Annotated in this window: 17 protein-coding genes; 11 read left to right on the top strand and 6 right to left on the bottom strand. The window is 37.6% G+C overall.

Annotated features, from left to right (window positions below; translation table 11 throughout):
• Positions 1-132: 132 nt before the first annotated feature.
• Positions 133-1,416: an acyl-CoA dehydrogenase family protein gene (locus MKL38_RS02515; RefSeq protein ID WP_270902582.1), complete on the top strand. Its 1,284-nt coding sequence runs from the start codon at positions 133-135 to the stop codon at positions 1,414-1,416.
• Positions 1,417-1,439: 23 nt separating this feature from the next.
• Entirely contained in the window at positions 1,440-2,645 is a 1,206-nt protein-coding gene (locus tag MKL38_RS02510; RefSeq protein ID WP_045432630.1) for an acyl-CoA dehydrogenase family protein, read from the top strand.
• Positions 2,646-2,755: 110 nt separating this feature from the next.
• Here MKL38_RS02510 and MKL38_RS02505 read toward each other — a convergent pair whose 3' ends face one another.
• Entirely contained in the window at positions 2,756-3,979 is a 1,224-nt protein-coding gene (locus MKL38_RS02505; protein WP_270902385.1) for an alkane 1-monooxygenase, read from the bottom strand.
• A 189-nt stretch (positions 3,980-4,168) separates the two neighbouring features.
• On the opposite strand from MKL38_RS02505, the gene MKL38_RS02500 reads away from it, so the two are divergent.
• Positions 4,169-5,113: an AraC family transcriptional regulator gene (locus MKL38_RS02500; RefSeq protein ID WP_442866680.1), complete on the top strand. Its 945-nt coding sequence runs from the start codon at positions 4,169-4,171 to the stop codon at positions 5,111-5,113.
• Between the two features lie 49 nt (positions 5,114-5,162).
• On the opposite strand, the gene MKL38_RS02495 is transcribed toward MKL38_RS02500, so the two are convergent.
• From MKL38_RS02495 to MKL38_RS02485, 3 genes are all read right to left on the bottom strand, one after another.
• Positions 5,163-7,028 (bottom strand): SurA N-terminal domain-containing protein, encoded by a 1,866-nt coding sequence (locus tag MKL38_RS02495; RefSeq protein ID WP_270902383.1) that lies wholly within the window; start codon positions 7,026-7,028, stop codon positions 5,163-5,165.
• A gap of 131 nt (positions 7,029-7,159) precedes the next feature.
• Positions 7,160-7,432, bottom strand: a complete 273-nt coding sequence (locus MKL38_RS02490) for an HU family DNA-binding protein (RefSeq protein ID WP_001043034.1) — start codon at positions 7,430-7,432, stop codon at positions 7,160-7,162.
• Positions 7,433-7,600: 168 nt separating this feature from the next.
• The gene (locus MKL38_RS02485; RefSeq protein WP_045432641.1) at positions 7,601-8,056 is read right to left on the bottom strand and encodes a phasin family protein; all 456 of its coding nucleotides are present in this window, start codon (positions 8,054-8,056) and stop codon (positions 7,601-7,603) included.
• A 208-nt stretch (positions 8,057-8,264) separates the two neighbouring features.
• Between MKL38_RS02485 and MKL38_RS02480 the strand changes: the two genes are divergently transcribed.
• The 8 genes from MKL38_RS02480 (at position 8,265) to fdx (ending at position 14,376) form a co-directional block, all read left to right on the top strand.
• Entirely contained in the window at positions 8,265-8,912 is a 648-nt protein-coding gene (locus tag MKL38_RS02480) for a hypothetical protein (RefSeq protein WP_270902382.1), read from the top strand.
• A 109-nt stretch (positions 8,913-9,021) separates the two neighbouring features.
• Positions 9,022-9,495 (top strand): Rrf2 family transcriptional regulator, encoded by a 474-nt coding sequence (locus MKL38_RS02475; protein ID WP_003651563.1) that lies wholly within the window; start codon positions 9,022-9,024, stop codon positions 9,493-9,495.
• A 1-nt stretch (position 9,496) separates the two neighbouring features.
• Positions 9,497-10,714, top strand: a complete 1,218-nt coding sequence (locus MKL38_RS02470) for an IscS subfamily cysteine desulfurase (RefSeq protein WP_005041010.1) — start codon at positions 9,497-9,499, stop codon at positions 10,712-10,714.
• A 67-nt stretch (positions 10,715-10,781) separates the two neighbouring features.
• A complete protein-coding gene (gene iscU / locus MKL38_RS02465) occupies positions 10,782-11,168 on the top strand; it encodes a Fe-S cluster assembly scaffold IscU (RefSeq protein ID WP_003651560.1) in 387 nt (128 codons plus the stop codon).
• A gap of 30 nt (positions 11,169-11,198) precedes the next feature.
• Positions 11,199-11,519, top strand: a complete 321-nt coding sequence (iscA, locus tag MKL38_RS02460) for an iron-sulfur cluster assembly protein IscA (RefSeq protein ID WP_003651558.1) — start codon at positions 11,199-11,201, stop codon at positions 11,517-11,519.
• An 84-nt stretch (positions 11,520-11,603) separates the two neighbouring features.
• The gene (gene hscB, locus MKL38_RS02455) at positions 11,604-12,122 is read left to right on the top strand and encodes a Fe-S protein assembly co-chaperone HscB (protein ID WP_003651556.1); all 519 of its coding nucleotides are present in this window, start codon (positions 11,604-11,606) and stop codon (positions 12,120-12,122) included.
• 38 nt (positions 12,123-12,160) lie between these two features.
• On the top strand, positions 12,161-14,020 hold the full coding sequence (gene hscA, locus MKL38_RS02450) for a Fe-S protein assembly chaperone HscA (RefSeq protein ID WP_270902381.1): 1,860 nt from the start codon (positions 12,161-12,163) through the stop codon (positions 14,018-14,020).
• 17 nt (positions 14,021-14,037) lie between these two features.
• Positions 14,038-14,376 carry an ISC system 2Fe-2S type ferredoxin gene (fdx, locus tag MKL38_RS02445; RefSeq protein ID WP_003651552.1) on the top strand — a complete coding sequence of 113 codons (339 nt, stop codon included), beginning with the start codon at positions 14,038-14,040 and terminating at the stop codon, positions 14,374-14,376.
• Positions 14,377-14,421: 45 nt separating this feature from the next.
• Here the strand turns inward: fdx and MKL38_RS02440 are convergent, their stop codons facing one another.
• Positions 14,422-15,888: an adenylate/guanylate cyclase domain-containing protein gene (locus MKL38_RS02440; RefSeq protein ID WP_004642669.1), complete on the bottom strand. Its 1,467-nt coding sequence runs from the start codon at positions 15,886-15,888 to the stop codon at positions 14,422-14,424.
• A gap of 56 nt (positions 15,889-15,944) precedes the next feature.
• Positions 15,945-16,379, bottom strand: a complete 435-nt coding sequence (locus tag MKL38_RS02435) for an HIT domain-containing protein (RefSeq protein WP_002117900.1) — start codon at positions 16,377-16,379, stop codon at positions 15,945-15,947.
• Positions 16,380-16,484: the final 105 nt, after the last annotated feature.

Here is a 16,484-nt window from a genome sequence, read left to right as displayed (position 1 = left end):
AAGATACATTTATTTTTTACCTACCATTTATCCACTCATTTTTTGAATGTCAGTAACGACATAGTCTTTTACTATAATGCGTGTCAGCATAAAACAATAACAACGTGTTAGGACACCATAATCATGACAAGTATGATCAATAAAGCTCAGGGTTTGGGTTTATCGCTGATCACTAAATTGGCTGGAAGCGATGTACTTGATCAACTCAAGTTACGCAAATTTGTTGAAAAATCCCTATATCAAGGTTCAAAAGCTGGTTTTAGAGCATTAAGCCAGACTCAAAAAGCATTTAAACCTAAGCCAATATCTCAACAACGTCTACCTCAGCAGAACAAGAATCTGTTTGATTTAAACCTAACCGAAGAACAACAAATGACTTCCGAAGCAATGACTCAATTTGCTCAAGAAGTTCTATTGGGGTTAGCTCATGATGCAGATCAGACTGCTCAGTTTCCAGAAAGTCTTTGGCAATATGTAGAAGATCTAGGTCTTAACTACTATGCACTTCCAGAAGCATTAGGCGGTGTAGCAACTGAACAAAATATTGTAAGTAACTTATTGATTGCTGAAAAATTGGCTGAAGGCGATTTTAGCCTTACAGCTGGATTACTCAGTACATTTAGTGTCATTAATGCAATTACACGTTGGGGTTCTGCCGAAGTTCAATCGATGTACTTACCTTGTTTTGCAGAAGACTCAGATATTACAGCAACCTTTGCTGTACAAGAAGCAACTCCAGCATTTAATCCTTATGTATTAAAAACCAAAGCATCACTTGAAAATGATCAATTCTATATTGAAGGTGAAAAAACGCTTGTTATTTTAGGTGATCTGGCCGATGTATTTTTAGTAAGTGCGGACTTTAATGGCAAGCCAGATATATTTGTAGTGCAATGCAACGATAGCATTTCTATCAAAAATACGCCTGCTATGGGCCTTAAAGCGACAGAAACAGCAACTTTACGCTTTAATCACACTCCTGCTCTACGCTTAGGTGCAACAGACTTTGATTACACTTCTTTCTTAGATCTGGGAAATTTAATGTGGTGTGCAATGGCTGTTGGTACTTGTGACGCTGTAAAAGCCTATTGTATTAAATATGCCAATGAACGAACTGCTTTCGGAGAGCCGATTTCTCACCGTCAAAGTGTCGCTTTCATGATTGCAGATATGGCAATTGAAATTGATGCAATGCGTATGCTGGTTTTAAACGCAGCAAGTCTTGCAGAATCAGGCAAGCCATTTCACCGTGAAGCTTATCTAGCCCAACTACTTTGTGCTGAAAAATCCATGAAAATCGGTACAGATGGTGTGCAAATTCTTGGTGGACATGGTTTCACAAAAGAACACCCAGTTGAACGCTGGTACCGTGATTTACGCGCCACTGCAATTTTACAATCCGGCTTACATGCTTAAATGATCAATCAGAGGATACTTTAATGAATTTACAAAATCCTAAAAAATTCAAAATGATGATTGATCAGGCACATGATGTTGCGATCAATGTTTTACGCCCTATTTCTCGTAAATATGATAAAGCTGAGCATGCTTATCCAAAAGAGCTCGATATGTTAGCTTCACTCATTGATGGTATGAATGAAGGTGGCGAAGGTATTAATGCCGGAGCTGCGGGTGCTGGCAAACGTGGCGATACAGACAATGAAGGTATTCGTAACGGAACCAATATGTCTACCGCTCTAGGGATTATTGAGATGTGTTATGGCGATACAGGCTTATTACTAAGTATGCCACGTCAGGGCCTTGGGAACTCAGCCATTGCTGCTGTTGCAAATGATGAGCAATTAGAGCGCTTCAAAGGAACATGGGCTGCAATGGCGATTACCGAGCCAGGTTGCGGCTCTGACTCTGCCGCGATCCGCACCACTGCAACCAAAGATGGTAATGACTATATTTTAAATGGTGAAAAGATTTTTGTGACATCTGGCGAACGTGCAGATTCTGTCGTCGTTTGGGCGACTTTAGATAAAAAACTGGGACGTGCAGCTATTAAATCATTTGTAGTACCAAAAGGTACGCCTGGAATGAAGGTTGAACGACTCGAACATAAATTGGGAATTAAAGCTTCAGATACTGCCGTTATTAGTTTTATTGACTGCCGAGTACCTGCCGAAAACCTTTTAGGAAACGCTGAAGTGGATGTTGCAAAAGGTTTTGCCGGAGTAATGGAAACTTTTGACAACACTCGTCCTCTAGTCGCTGCAATGGCAATTGGTTGTGCTAAAGCTTCTTTAGAACGTATTAAAGAAATTTTTAAAGACCAACTTGATCCAGATTATTCTACCCCTTATCTACATACTTCTAATCTTGCAGCACAAATCTACCGTATGGAAGCTGAGTGGGAAGCCGCTCGCCTGCTTATGTTAAAGTCAACGTGGATGGCAGATAACAAAAAGCCAAACTCTAAAGAAGCTTCTATTGCGAAAGCCAAAGCTGGCCGTGTGGGTAACGAGATTACTTTAAAATGTGTCGAATTGGCAGCAAGTGTTGGTTATAACGAAGATGAGTTACTTGAGAAATGGGCACGCGATTCAAAAATTCTCGATATCTTTGAAGGTACTCAACAAATCCAGCAATTGATTATTGCCCGCCGAGAACTGGGTAAATCTTCTAGCGAACTAAAATAATAAAAGAAGGGAAATTTTTTCCTTATTTTATTAACGCTTTAGGTTGAAACTTACAAACCCTCTAGCTATTAAACTAGAGGGCTTCGTATTTCAGGAATTAATATTTTTATTTATTCAGTAGTTGTACTTTCTAGCGCTTTATCAATTACCCCAAATTTCTTAAAGATTTTTGCACGACGCTTTGATGAAATATTCGCTTTGTTTAAATCACCTTTATAGTGATCAAAAACTCGCTTATCCATGATTTTAAACCACAATGAAGGGATTAATGCCGGTAGTAGCATACTTGCGTAGCCGCTTGGTAGCTCTGGTGCCTCATCAAAATGACGTAATGCTTGGAATGGACGAGTTGGATATGCATGATGGTCTGAATGACGCTGCAACTGATACAAGAATAAGTTTGTTACTACGTTATTGTTGTTCCAGCTATGCTCAGGCATTGTGCGCTCATAATTACCATCAGCTTTTTTCTGACGCAATAAACCATAGTGCTCAATATAGTTAATAATTTCGAAAAGACTAATACCATAAAAAGCTTGAGTCGCTAAATATGGAATTGTACCTTTACCAAAGATTCCAACCATAGAACCATGAAAAGCAGCAGTCATTCCCCAGCCTTGTAATAATTCATTATCTGAAGACCAGAATTCTTTACCTTTACGTTTTAAACGATTTTTTTCAATTTCTATTGCAGATTTAAAAGAACCAATAACTGTACGTGGCCAGAACTCATAGAATGTTTCACCCATACGTGATGAAGCTGGATCTTCTGGTGTTGCTGCACGCTTATGATGACCGTAAGGATGTTCAATACGGAAATGGTTATAACCTGTAGGAACTAAAGCAAGATGAGACAGAATATGGTCTATACGATCATGCTTATGACTTAACTCATGGGCTGTATTAATCGCAATACCATTAATTGCACCCATTGAGATACCAAGTAAAATCTTATCAATAAAAGATGTCGTTTTACGACTTGTTAAATAACATGCATAAACATTTGCAGCGTACTGTAGAGGAATAAAGCTCTTCACAAGACGAGAATAATATGGATCTTTTTCTAAAAGCTTAATTTCTTCATCTGTTGGATTGCGAGCATCTTTCCCAATAATAGTATCAATTGCCGGAATCACGACATGTAATAAAAGTGGACCACCTAAAGCAAAGACTTTCTTTAAAGGCCGTGGACCAAACTGATAACCTGCTAAAATACCTAAACCGATAGCAGGTAAAGCAGGACTAATCATCCATAAAAAGCGTTTGCGATCTATTTCACGCATAGACACAGGCACTGGCATAAGTTCTTGCTGAACATTTACTGGTGCATTCATAGCTATATTTCCTTTTTCTATATGTCTATATAGTTAAAGAAATAGTGTTTAGTTAACAGTAGTAACCGTCCAAAAAACCTATGTTAAAGTCTTTGGCATTTTCTTCCACTTTTTTGTCCTAAAAACACATGTTGATCTATTTTTATAGCTCACTATAATTTTATTAAAATAATGATTGATCATTTAAATATGGATGCACTAAGTAAATTTTTTGATGATATTCACCTTAATAAGTCTGAATACATCTATTTAAAAGCGCAAGGAGAATGGGCTTTTAAAACACAAGATCAATCTGCTCTACTTGCTTATATTGTTTTAACTGGTTCAGTATATATACAACTTAATGCTTCAGAAAAAATAACTGCGACTGCTGGTGATATTATTTTAATTCCCTCTGGGAAAGCACATAGTGCGACTGACTCAAAATCAACAGCGAGTAAGTTGGTAGATTCTCTGGATATCACTTCGCTTTTTAACGGTCACAGACAAGACGCAATCGAGTTTGGTACTTCATCTCCGGATAATACATTATTGCTATGTTTACGCTGCCAAATCGATACTCATATGGCTGGGCCACTCATTAATGCACTGCCGTCCATCATGCATATTCAGCATGAAAATCAGACTAACCCACCTGAATGGCTACAAATTGGACTCTATTTTCTAGCCATTGAAACTCAAAAAATCAGGCCGGGCCACGACAAAATTATTGATCATTTAGTCAGTATTTTGCTCATTGAATGCATTCGTGATCATATTCAACAAATGACAGATCAACAAAACTGGTTAAGTGCCTTAACTCATCCTGAACTGAGCAATGCCCTATCTGCTATTCATAGTCGACCTGAAGTCACATGGACAGTTGAATCTTTAGCTGAACAATGCTGTATGTCACGTTCTAAATTTGCGAATATATTTAACAGTATTATTGGTGAGCCACCCCTCACATATTTGCAGCATTATCGTTTCCGTTTAGCAAGTCAGTATTTACGCACAAGTAACTTATCAATTCAGCAAATTTCAAATAAGGTCGGTTACTCATCTGAAACAGCATTTAGTCAGGCATTCAAACGAACTTTTGATTTATCTCCTAAACAATATAGACAGCAATATATTGGACATAGCCTAGATTAACTACCAATAAAAAAAGCGCCGAGGCGCTTTTTTTTATTGAATCAAATTATTATTTAATTTTCGCATGTGATTTTAAATATTGACTGTAATCTTCTAATATTTGTTGACCACGCGATTGACGATAAAGTTGCTGTAACTGCTGTAACTGATCAGCAGGAATAGCATTCGCAGCAGATGAATTTACATTTGAAACTGCAACAACAACCAGCTCATTTGGTAAATTCGCTGTTGAAACAGACCACATACCTGGCTTAGGTGTAGCTGCACTAAATGCTGCGCGCTCAATTTCACGCTTTAATCCTTGTGAACGACTAAATACGCCAGCCGATTCAAATGCTACTTTATTTTTAGCAACAACTTGATCTGCTGGTTGAGTTTTAAATTCAGCCAACATTGTAGCAATTTTTGCTTGAACAGCTTTACGCGCTTTTTCATCGATAACTTTTGCTTTCGCTTCATTCATCGCTTGTGCTAAAGGTTTTACACCAGCAGCATGATAATCACGTACTTTAACCCATACCGTATCACCATTCGCTAATTGAATATTAGATGATGCATTACGGTCACCATTTTTCACGTCATCATTAAACAATTTAATTTTAACGTTTGGATCACTTAAATACGGATTTTGTGTAGCTAAAGTTACGCTATTTAATGATTCAACTTTTGTACCTTTTACTTCTTGCACAACAGCTTCTAAAGAATCATTACCAACAATCGTTTCATTTAAACTATTTACGGTATCTGAATAAACAGTCGCAACTTTATTCTTTTCAACCTCAGCAGTTAAACGCGCCTTCTCTGCTTCAAATGAAGGGATTTGATTAGCTTGAGTTTCTGCCTCAATAATATGATAACCATATTGAGTTTTTACTGGTTGAGAAATTTGTCCATTTTTTAAACTCACTACAGTTTTATCAAATGCATCAGAAAAAACACCTGGTGCATATGCTTCAACTAAACCGCCTTTTGCTTTTGAACTTGGATCTTCAGAGAACTGAGATGCAGCTTGTGCAAACGTAAGACCGCCTTGAATTTTCGCATATACTTCTTTAGCAAGTTTTTGAGCTGCTGCATCATCACGAGCATCTGTAGTAATTAAAATATGCTTCACAGTGCGTTTAGCATCTTTTTTCTGAGTTTCAACGAACTTGCTATATGCTTGCTGAAGTTCAGCTTCAGTTGCAGGAGCTGGTTTAGCCATCAGTGATGGAGACACAACAACATAATCCACGTCAACAGAAGCTTGTTGTTTAAACTCATTTTTGTGTTTGTTGTAATAATCTGTAGCTTCTTGATTAGATGCTGTTAAACCAGTTTTATAACCATCTAATTTAATACTAGCCAAATGTAATGTACGTTGTTCAGTTTGCAAATTCGCAATTTGCATTAAATCAACTTTACTTACCAAAGAGTAATCAGAAAAAGTTGAAGTTAGCATTTTTAAAGCATGATCTTGACGAAGGCTAGATATTAAGCCCTGACTTGTCATACCAATAGAACGTAAATAATTTTCATAGAGTTTTTGCGAGAATTGTCCATTCTCTTGCAAACTAGGCTGCTGAGCTAACATCTGCTCAATTTGAGTATCACTCAGTGAGATACCTAGTTTTTCAGCTTGTTGAATTAGTAAATTACGTGACACTAAAATATCGAGTGCTTTGGCCTGAATAACAGGCAAATTAAGTAAGCTCTCATCACCTTTAACAGCAGCTAAATATTGTTCTTTGTAAGACTGAGTTAAAGTTTCAAGGTCTTTTTTAGATATTTCTTGGCCATTTACTGTCTTTGCAACATCAGCCTTGTTTCCCCCATTAAAATATCCTTCAATACCTACAAGTGCTAAAGGGGTCAAAAACAAAATTAGAAGGACTTTGCCGAGCCAACCCTTAATGACTGTACGAAACGATTCCATAAGTATTCCAATATTTTATTTCGAGGCGAATTTTAACTGAAAAACCACAATCAATGAATGAGCAATATTGGTCAATTCAGATTTTTAATAAAAAACGCGCCTATATTGGCGCGTTTAATCATCTTAAAAGATTAAGCTACTGAATCTTTAAGACCTTTACCAGCTTTGAAGCTAGGTACTTTTGTTGCTTTAATTTGAAGCTCTTCACCAGTTTTAGGGTTACGACCAGTACGTGCAGCACGTTCTTTAACACTGAAAGTACCAAAACCAACTAAAGTTACTGTGTCACCTTTTTTAAGTGCTTCAGTAATTGACGCAATTGTCGCATCGAGTGCCTTGCCTGCATCAGTCTTAGATACTCCCCCTTTTTCAGCAATTGCATCGATTAATTCTGATTTATTCATGAATAAAACATCCTCTTAATATCGTTTGTTTAAGGTCCAAGGCTATAGTTTAAAAGGCCATGACGCCTTTATAGCAATGCTTTGGGGGAAAACGCAATACTAGAGCAGGGCTTTTAGCGAAAATAAATGCTAAAAAACTGTTATATATTTGCTAAATCCCAACATTTTTTACTTTTTATTCAATTTTTCTTTCAACTGCTGGTTTTCTTCTATTAAAGCATCCACCTTAATATGAAGCTGTACCAAGAGCTGTTCAATGTGCTGTAAATCCTTCGGAGTCACCAATCCAATCCGGTTTAAAGAATGGTTAACACTGGTATCAAGAATTTTTTCTACTTTATCTTTTGTTTCAGATACAGATTCTTTTGCTTTTTCTGTGACCTTACCAACAGTAGTGTCTGCTAAGTCTCCTGTTTTAGATTCCAGTTCTTCACCTACTTTGACCAAAGAGTCAAATAGCTTATTACCTTCTTCTTCTGCGCGTGAAAAAGCCCCTAGCCCTGCTAACCAAATTTGCTTGGTATACTTTCTAAAATCCAAAGCCGACTTTCTTGAACTTCTTGATTTTAATTTGTTTTTTTCTTCTGACTCTTCTGTCGGGGTATCTATATTTGCATTATCCATTTATCTAAGCTCCTAATCAGATGAGAGAGATGATGACTGATTTGACCACAAAATATTTCTATAATATCAAAGTAAAGACTTGATCCATTTACAAAACTGTTCTACAAAGCAATTAAGTCGTGTAAATATATTTAACAGGACATTTATTAAAGTTTGGGATAGGATGTCCCATTCTTCGGTTAACTGCTATTTGTAAGGATAAACTTTTATGAGTGAAACGCAACAAAGACAAAAACATCCCCGTCTGTTGCTGAATATTGTTCTAATTATTTTAGAAACTTTCTTTTCATTTATTCTCACCCACGATGGTGTTCTTCGCTTGCAAGCGAAAAAGTTTATTTCAAACAAAACAACTATTCGCATCAATAGCTACCTTCCTTTTTTTGACTTTTATGTTCAATTTACAGAAAAGGGTTTGTTGTTCGATATCCATTCTTTTGATCGACGTATTGATCTTGAAATCAATAGTACGCTTATCGATTTGATTAAGATTTTTGCTTTTTCAAACCAGCGTAGCCTTAAGAACATGCGTATTGATGGTGATGAAGAAACGAAAAAAGAGTTATTAGATTTAATTTCTCATCTTACTCTGCCTAAACTTTTAGCTGACTGGAAGCAATGGTTTAACACACCAGATGATGAAGCTGAAACCCTTGCTTCACGTAAACGAATTGCTCCATTGCTTGAAAAAATTGATCAACAACGTTCAGAAATCAATTCACTTCATGTGGAAATCAAACAATATCAAAATCGAATTACTCGCTTACAACAACGTCAACGCAACATTAACTTAGGCTTTGGTATAATTAGCCTGATATTTATTGTTTTTTTCATATATAATTTGTGGGCTGCTTAAATTATTTTTCCATTTTGTTCCTGCACTTGAATTAAAAATAAAAAAACTTGACTATTTTAGTCGGGATTCATAAAATCCTATTATCTAGTCTTAACATGTGTATCGAATCATGCGCCTTACAACTCGCGGTCGCTACGCAGTGACTGCTCTACTTGATTTAGCTTTGCAGCCAACTGAACAAACGATCACGCTCGCCGAAATTGCCGCACGTCAATCTATTTCAGTTGCTTACTTAGAGCAGTTATTCGCTAAACTTAAGCGTCATGGGTTAGTTTCTAGTGTCCGTGGTGCAAATGGTGGTTATCATTTGGCTCGAAACGCTGATGAAATTACTGTGTTAGAAATTATTGAAGCCGTAAATGAAACCGTTGATGCAACACGTTGCGACCACAAAGCTAACTGCCAAAATGGTGCAATGTGTCTTACTCACGATTTATGGCAAGAACTCTCTCATCATATTGCCGACTATTTAGCAAAAATCTCTCTTGCCGACCTCATTAGCCGAGACAACGTTCAAACTGTTGCATTGCGCCAAAATGTGACTGGCACAGATTCAGCTCTTTTATCGGGTACAGGTATTTGATATGAAACGTCCAATTTATCTTGATTACGCAGCAACCACTCCAGTAGATCCGCAAGTTGCAGAACGTATGATGGAGTGTTTAACTTTCGACGGTACCTTTGGTAATGCTGCATCTCGTTCCCATGCTTATGGCTGGCAGGCAGAAGAAAAAGTTGAATATGCGCGTGAGCAAGTCGCAAATTTAATTAAAGCCGATCCACGTGAAATCGTTTGGACTTCTGGTGCTACCGAATCAGACAACCTTGCACTTAAAGGTGTAGCTCAATTCTATGCTTCTAAAGGCAAACACATTATTACAAGTAAAATTGAACACAAAGCTGTTCTAGATCCTTGTCGTGAATTAGAAGAACAAGGTTTTGAAATTACTTATTTAGAACCAGAACCACAAACAGGTTTAATTACCCCTGAAATGGTAAAAGCTGCACTTCGTCCTGATACTGTCCTTGTTTCCCTTATGATGGTAAACAACGAAATCGGTACAGTTACAGATGTAGCAGCAATTGGTGAGTTAACACGTGCCAATAAAACCTTCTTTCATGTAGATGCTGCTCAAGCTGCTGGTAAAGTTGAAATCGATTTATCTACCATGAAAATTGATCTTATGAGTTTCTCAGCTCATAAAATTTATGGTCCAAAAGGTATCGGTGCATTATATGTACGTCGTAGCCCACGTGTTCGTTTAAAAGCACAAATTCATGGCGGTGGTCATGAACGTGGTATGCGCTCTGGTACTTTAGCAACTCACCAAATTGTTGGTATGGGTGAAGCTTTTGAACTTGCTGGCAAAAGACTGCATGCAGAACAAGAACGCATTCGTAAACTACGTGACAAACTTTGGAATGGTTTACAAGGCCTTGAACAGGTTTTCTTAAACGGCCATCCAACTCAAAACGTTGCTAACTATTTAAACGTCAGCTTTAACTTTGTTGAAGGTGAATCTTTAATGATGGCACTTAAAGATGCTGCTGTATCAAGTGGTTCTGCTTGTACTTCTGCAACTTTAGAGCCTTCATACGTTCTTCGCGCATTAGGTTTATCTGATGAGCTAGCGCACAGCTCTATCCGCTTCAGTTTTGGTAAATACACAACTGAAGAAGACATTGATCATGTGCTTACAATTACCAAAGCCGCTGTTGAGAAATTACGTGAACTTTCTCCGCTTTGGGATATGTATAAAGAAGGTATCGATCTTTCTACAGTTGAATGGGCTGAACACTAATTCATTGAAATTAGTATTTTTACCCTCATATTAATATTAGGCTGACCCCGAGGTTTGGAGAAGCGACATGGCTTATAGCGAAAAGGTAATTGATCATTACGAAAACCCTCGTAATGTTGGTGTTTTAGATAAAAACTCTGAAAATGTTGGTACAGGTATGGTCGGTGCACCTGCGTGTGGTGACGTAATGCGTTTACAAATCCAAGTAAACGATAACGGTGTAATCGAAGAAGCACGTTTTAAAACTTATGGTTGTGGTTCTGCAATCGCATCAAGTTCTCTTGTAACCGAATGGTTAAAAGGCAAAACTCTTGATGAAGCTCAAACCATCAAGAATATTGATATTGCGACTGAGCTTGCACTTCCACCAGTAAAAGTTCACTGTTCTGTACTAGCTGAAGATGCGATTAAAGCTGCGATTGAAGATTACCGCACTAAAAAATCTAAAGCGTAATTTGTTACCATTGTAAACGTTGGAGTTTTCATGATTCATTTAACTGAAAATGCTGCGACTCATATTAGCAATTACCTTAAAAATCGAGGTAAGGGTGAAGGCATTCGCGTGGGTGTGAAAACTTCTGGTTGTTCTGGATTGGCCTATGTTCTTGAGTTTGTAGACTCTATTGATGAACATGACCAAGTTTTCGAACAATTTGGCGTTAAGGTATTTGTAGATCCAAAAAGCTCAGTGTATTTAGAGGGCTTAGAAATGGACTACGTTAAAAATGGCCTTAATGAAGGGTTCGAATTTAACAATCCTAATAAAAAAGGTGAATGTGGCTGTGGTGAATCTTTCACTGTCTAAGCTTTCTCCTTTCATCTCTCATTAAAACAGTGTCTTTTTATAGCACTGTTTTAATGTATTTAATTAATGTGGACCTCATTTCCAATGAATCATTTTGAGTTGTTCAATTTACCCGTAGCACTCGATATCGATTTGGCGAGCTTAAAATCTAGTTTCTTGAATTTGCAGCAGCAGTATCATCCAGATAAAGCTGAAGATAAAGATCAGGCGTTGATCAAATCAAGTGAAATCAATCAAGCTTTTAAAACTTTGTCGCAAGTAGATAGCCGCGCTGCTTATCTATTGTCACTCAAAAAGCAAGATCACCACCTCGATCAATCCATTAGCGATTTTGAGTTCTTACAATCAGCTTTAGAAATTCGTGAACAACTTGATGAAGCAACTTCACAAGAGCATCTGACCACACTTAAACAAGAAGTGTTTCAATGGATGGATGGCCTAGTTCGCGAATTTAAAATTGATTACGCAGATGAGGACTGGGGCGAAGCTCGAGATACTGTACGTAAATTACGTTTCTTTCAGCGCGTTCTTAACGACATTGAAAAAGCAGAAGATCAAATGTTGGATGACGAAGACAACTTTGATTTAGACGACGATTTTTAATTTTGCTTTTTCCAAATTATATTCAAGGGATTTAACTCATGGCACTTTTGCAAATTGCTGAACCGGGTCAATCCAGTGCCCCACATCAACACCGCATTGCGATTGGTATCGACCTAGGAACAACACATTCTTTAGTTGCGACAGTGTTATCAGGCAAACCTAAAGTACTCAATGACGAAAAAGAAAGAAGACTCCTTCCTTCTATTGTGCACTATGGAAATGATGCAACTCACTATGGTGAAGAAGCAAAGCCTTTCCTTATTGCCGATCCTAAAAATACAATTGTTTCTGTAAAACGTTTTATGGGTCGTTCAAAAGCAGATATTAAATTTCAACACCCATATGAGTTAGTGGGTTCCGAAAATGAAATGCCAGCTTTTGAAACACGTGCGGGACGAAAAACACCAGTTGAAATTTCTGCTGAAATTTTAAAGCAATTAAAAGACCGTGCGGAAGCTAGCTTACAAAATCCAATAAATGGCGCAGTGATTACTGTTCCAGCCTATTTTGATGAAGCTCAGCGACAAGCAACACGTGATGCTGCCCAGCTTGCTGGCTTAAATGTATTACGTTTATTAAACGAGCCAACTGCTGCTGCTGTTGCTTATGGTTTAGACCAAGAAACTAATTTAGCTACAGATCATAACTATGTAATTTATGATTTAGGTGGTGGTACTTTCGACGTATCAATCTTGCGTTTCTCACAAGGTGTCTTTGAAGTATTAGCTACAGGTGGCCACACTGCTTTAGGTGGTGATGACTTAGATCGCCTCATTGTTAAATGGGCTAAAAAGCAGCTCAATATCGATACTCTTAACGATGAAACTTATGCAGTATTTATTGTTGCTGCTCGTCAAGCGAAAGAACAACTATCAACTCAAGAATCAGTTCAGTTAAAACTACTTGAAAACGTACTAACACTTGATCGTCCAACTTTTGAAAGCATTATTCAAGTTGCTTTAGATAAAACAATCAGTGTTTGTAAACGTGTTTTACGTGATGCGAAACTTGAGTTAACTGATATTCAGAATGTTGTTTTAGTTGGTGGCTCTACCCGTTCTTATGCTGTTCAGCAAGCAGTTCGTAATGTATTTAATCAAGAACCACTTTGTACGATCAATCCTGATGAAGTAGTTGCAATTGGTGCTTCTATCACGGCTAACCAGCTTATTGGTAATAACCAAGATGGCTCATTACTTTTAGATGTCACTCCTCTTTCACTTGGCTTAGAAACCATGGGTGGATTAGTAGAACGTCTTATTTCACGTAATACTGCTATTCCAGTCGCTCGTCGTCAAGAATTCACAACTTATCAAGATGGCCAAACTGCCATGCTTATTCATGTTGTTCAAGGTGAACGAGATTTGGTAGAGCACTGTCGTTCATTAGGCAGATTTGTCCTTCATGGCATTCCTCCAATGACTGCTGGTCAAGCACGCATTGAAGTTACCTTTCAGGTAGATGCTGATGGTTTACTTACAGTTTCTGCTCGTGAAACAACTTCGGGTGTACAGGCTCAAATTGATATTAAGCCATCTTATGGCCTATCGGAATCTGATACTGAACGCTTATTAATTGAAGGTTTCCAGCACGCAGAAGAAGATAAAAATCTGCGTCATTTAAAAGAAACCAAAGTTGAAGCCCAACGTGAACTTGAAGCTTTAGAACAAGCTCTCAAAGTTGATGCTGATTTACTCAATGATGAGCAGCTTGAAGCACTTAAAACTGCTGAAAATTTGCTAAAAGTACAACTTGAAGGCAATGATATTCAAGCGATTGAAAAAGCTGTAGAACAACTTAAAGTACATAGTGATGCTTTTGCCGCACTACGTATGAATCGACATATTGACCACGCCTTAAAAGGTACAAAACTTGAAGATTGGTCAAATTCAAACTAAAGGTATAGGTGATCAATATGCCCCGCATTAAAGTACTTCCTCACGCTCAGATCTGCCCTGAAGGCGCAGAATTTGAAGTCGAACAAAATGCAAATCTTTGTCAAAGTTTGCTTGATCGAGGAATTAAAATTGAACACGCTTGTGACATGTCGTGTGCTTGTACAACTTGTCATGTAGTCGTTCGCAAGGGCTTTGACAGTCTAGAAGAAATGGATGACGTTGAAGCAGATCTTTTAGATCGGGCTTGGGGTCTTGAACCAGATTCTCGTCTCTCTTGCCAAGTGAAGATTGTTGATGAAGATTTAGAAATTGAGATTCCTAAATACACAATCAATCACGCTTCCGAAAATCATTAAAATAAAAAAGCTGCTTTAAAAGCAGCTTTTTTTTACTCCACGTTTTTAAACTTGATCTTGTTGATCAATTTCAACTGGCTTAACTTCATCTTCAAGTCTTAACCGTGCAATGCCTTGAGTATTAATTAAAGTTTGTTGAACTTTAAGTCGTTGAACCATTTTCTCAAGTACTTCTACCAATTCTGGATATTCATAATTTTGTACTTCTTCTAAATTAAGTACTAAATGAAAGCCTTTATACTCATAGTCAAACCATTGTTGATGATCTGACTTATTCCCCGTGTACTTCTCCATCACCTGCCATGTCTTTACTGCACCTTGAATACCTTTTAAGTAAATTGGCGTTTTGGGAGCACAAAGAAAATCACTTTTGATTATTTGATAAGTATCATCTGAAATTAAGATTTCATCTATTTCAGCAGCATATTGTAAGCGAGCTGCCAAATTCACATCACGACCTACAATGGTATAAGCCATACGATGCGTTGCCCCATAATTTCCTACGTGGCAGTAACCGGTACTAATTCCCATACGAATGTGTAAGGCTGAATAGCCCATTTTTTTCCATCGTTCGCGTAACAATTTCATTTGCTGACGCATAGCGATTGCCATTTCTACACAGGCTTTGGCATCTTGCTCTACACCCTGAGAATTCGGATCACCAAAAAATATGAGGATGGCATCCCCCATAAATTTATCGACAGTAGCTTCATATTGCTTCGCAATTTCAGTCATATGACTTAAATAATCATTAAGCAAAAATGCCAAATCATCAGGAATTAATGTTTCTGATAACTCTGTAAAGCCCTGAATATCAGAGAAAAATACAGTCATTTTTTTTCGTTTATATTCAATTTTTGCTTCCGCTTCACCGCGCATAATTGACTGCCACAACTGTAGCGGTGCATAACGACTTAACTGATTAGCAAAAGCAATATAGCGCGTCATTTGATCATAGTAATGTTGGCGCTGCTGACTGATTTTTTTAACCCAACGATGTTGGTAATAATTTCCAATGGTGATAAACATGACCAAACCTAAGAGTGTAATTACAGTTAACTCTTGGCTAGTCGGCTCAAAATATGTATAAAAACCAAATAGGAAAAAAGTACTTAAATAGAAAATAATCGCGCCTAGCAAGCTAGTCAAACAAATGACTGCGAAAGAAATACGACTATTAATTGCAGAATAAAATAATGCAAAAAGTGCAATAAATGTAGGCACCAAATTAAGATGCAGACCCGCTAAGGTAACCGCTACAACAATTGCATCAATTGCAAAAAAAACACTTTTTTGTGTTTTCTTATCAAATTGGTATTGAAGCCAGTGCTCTAACTTTGAGCTAATAAAAAGCAAAAATAGGAAGAAAGGTGGAACGTAGATCTGATAATTTGTATTAGGTGAGGTAAAAGCATAGATCACTAAAATTAAGGACAGAATTGAATATCCCATCAAGCGATGAAAATATGCAAACTGCTTAGGCTCTCTATCGATAAACCTCTCTAATTGCACCCTGTCCTCCATACCTCAATGTAGCCACATTCATATAAATGTGGCATTGCATTGATTTAATCCATGCGCCAATCAAAAGGCATATCACCTTGACCACGTAAAGCAAGCATAAGGGTTTGACGCATGTGAGCCAGTACATCATTTGTGTATGGAACAGCAGGTGTGCCCCAAACTGGCTTAGGCCATGCAACATCATTTTGATAACGCACGACGTGATGGAAATGCAACTGAGGCACCATGTTACCTAGAGCTGCAACATTCATTTTATCAGCACGAAATACTCGAGATAGCTGGCTAGATAACCAACTTGATTCGCGTAAAAACTGCTCTTGATCAGCTTGGCTCAATTCATATAATTCTGTGATTCCCGGCACACGAGGGATTAAAATCAGCCACGGGAATTGCATATCATTCATTAAACGACATGTTGAAAGCGGGAAATCGCCTACAAAAAAAGTATCTTGAGCAAGTTGTGGATGCAAACTAAACATATCTTTTATAAATGACAATAAACAATAATGGCTAATACTATCACATCAGTTTTGATGTGAGTATTGCTAGTGTCTGGTTTGATTACAAATAACAATGATTTTATG

This window comes from Acinetobacter sp. AOR14_HL, assembly GCF_027855175.1.
GTDB classification, from domain to species: domain Bacteria; phylum Pseudomonadota; class Gammaproteobacteria; order Pseudomonadales; family Moraxellaceae; genus Acinetobacter; species Acinetobacter calcoaceticus.
Note: the sequence above shows the minus strand (reverse complement) of the source record. Positions and strands in the feature narration are given on the sequence as shown.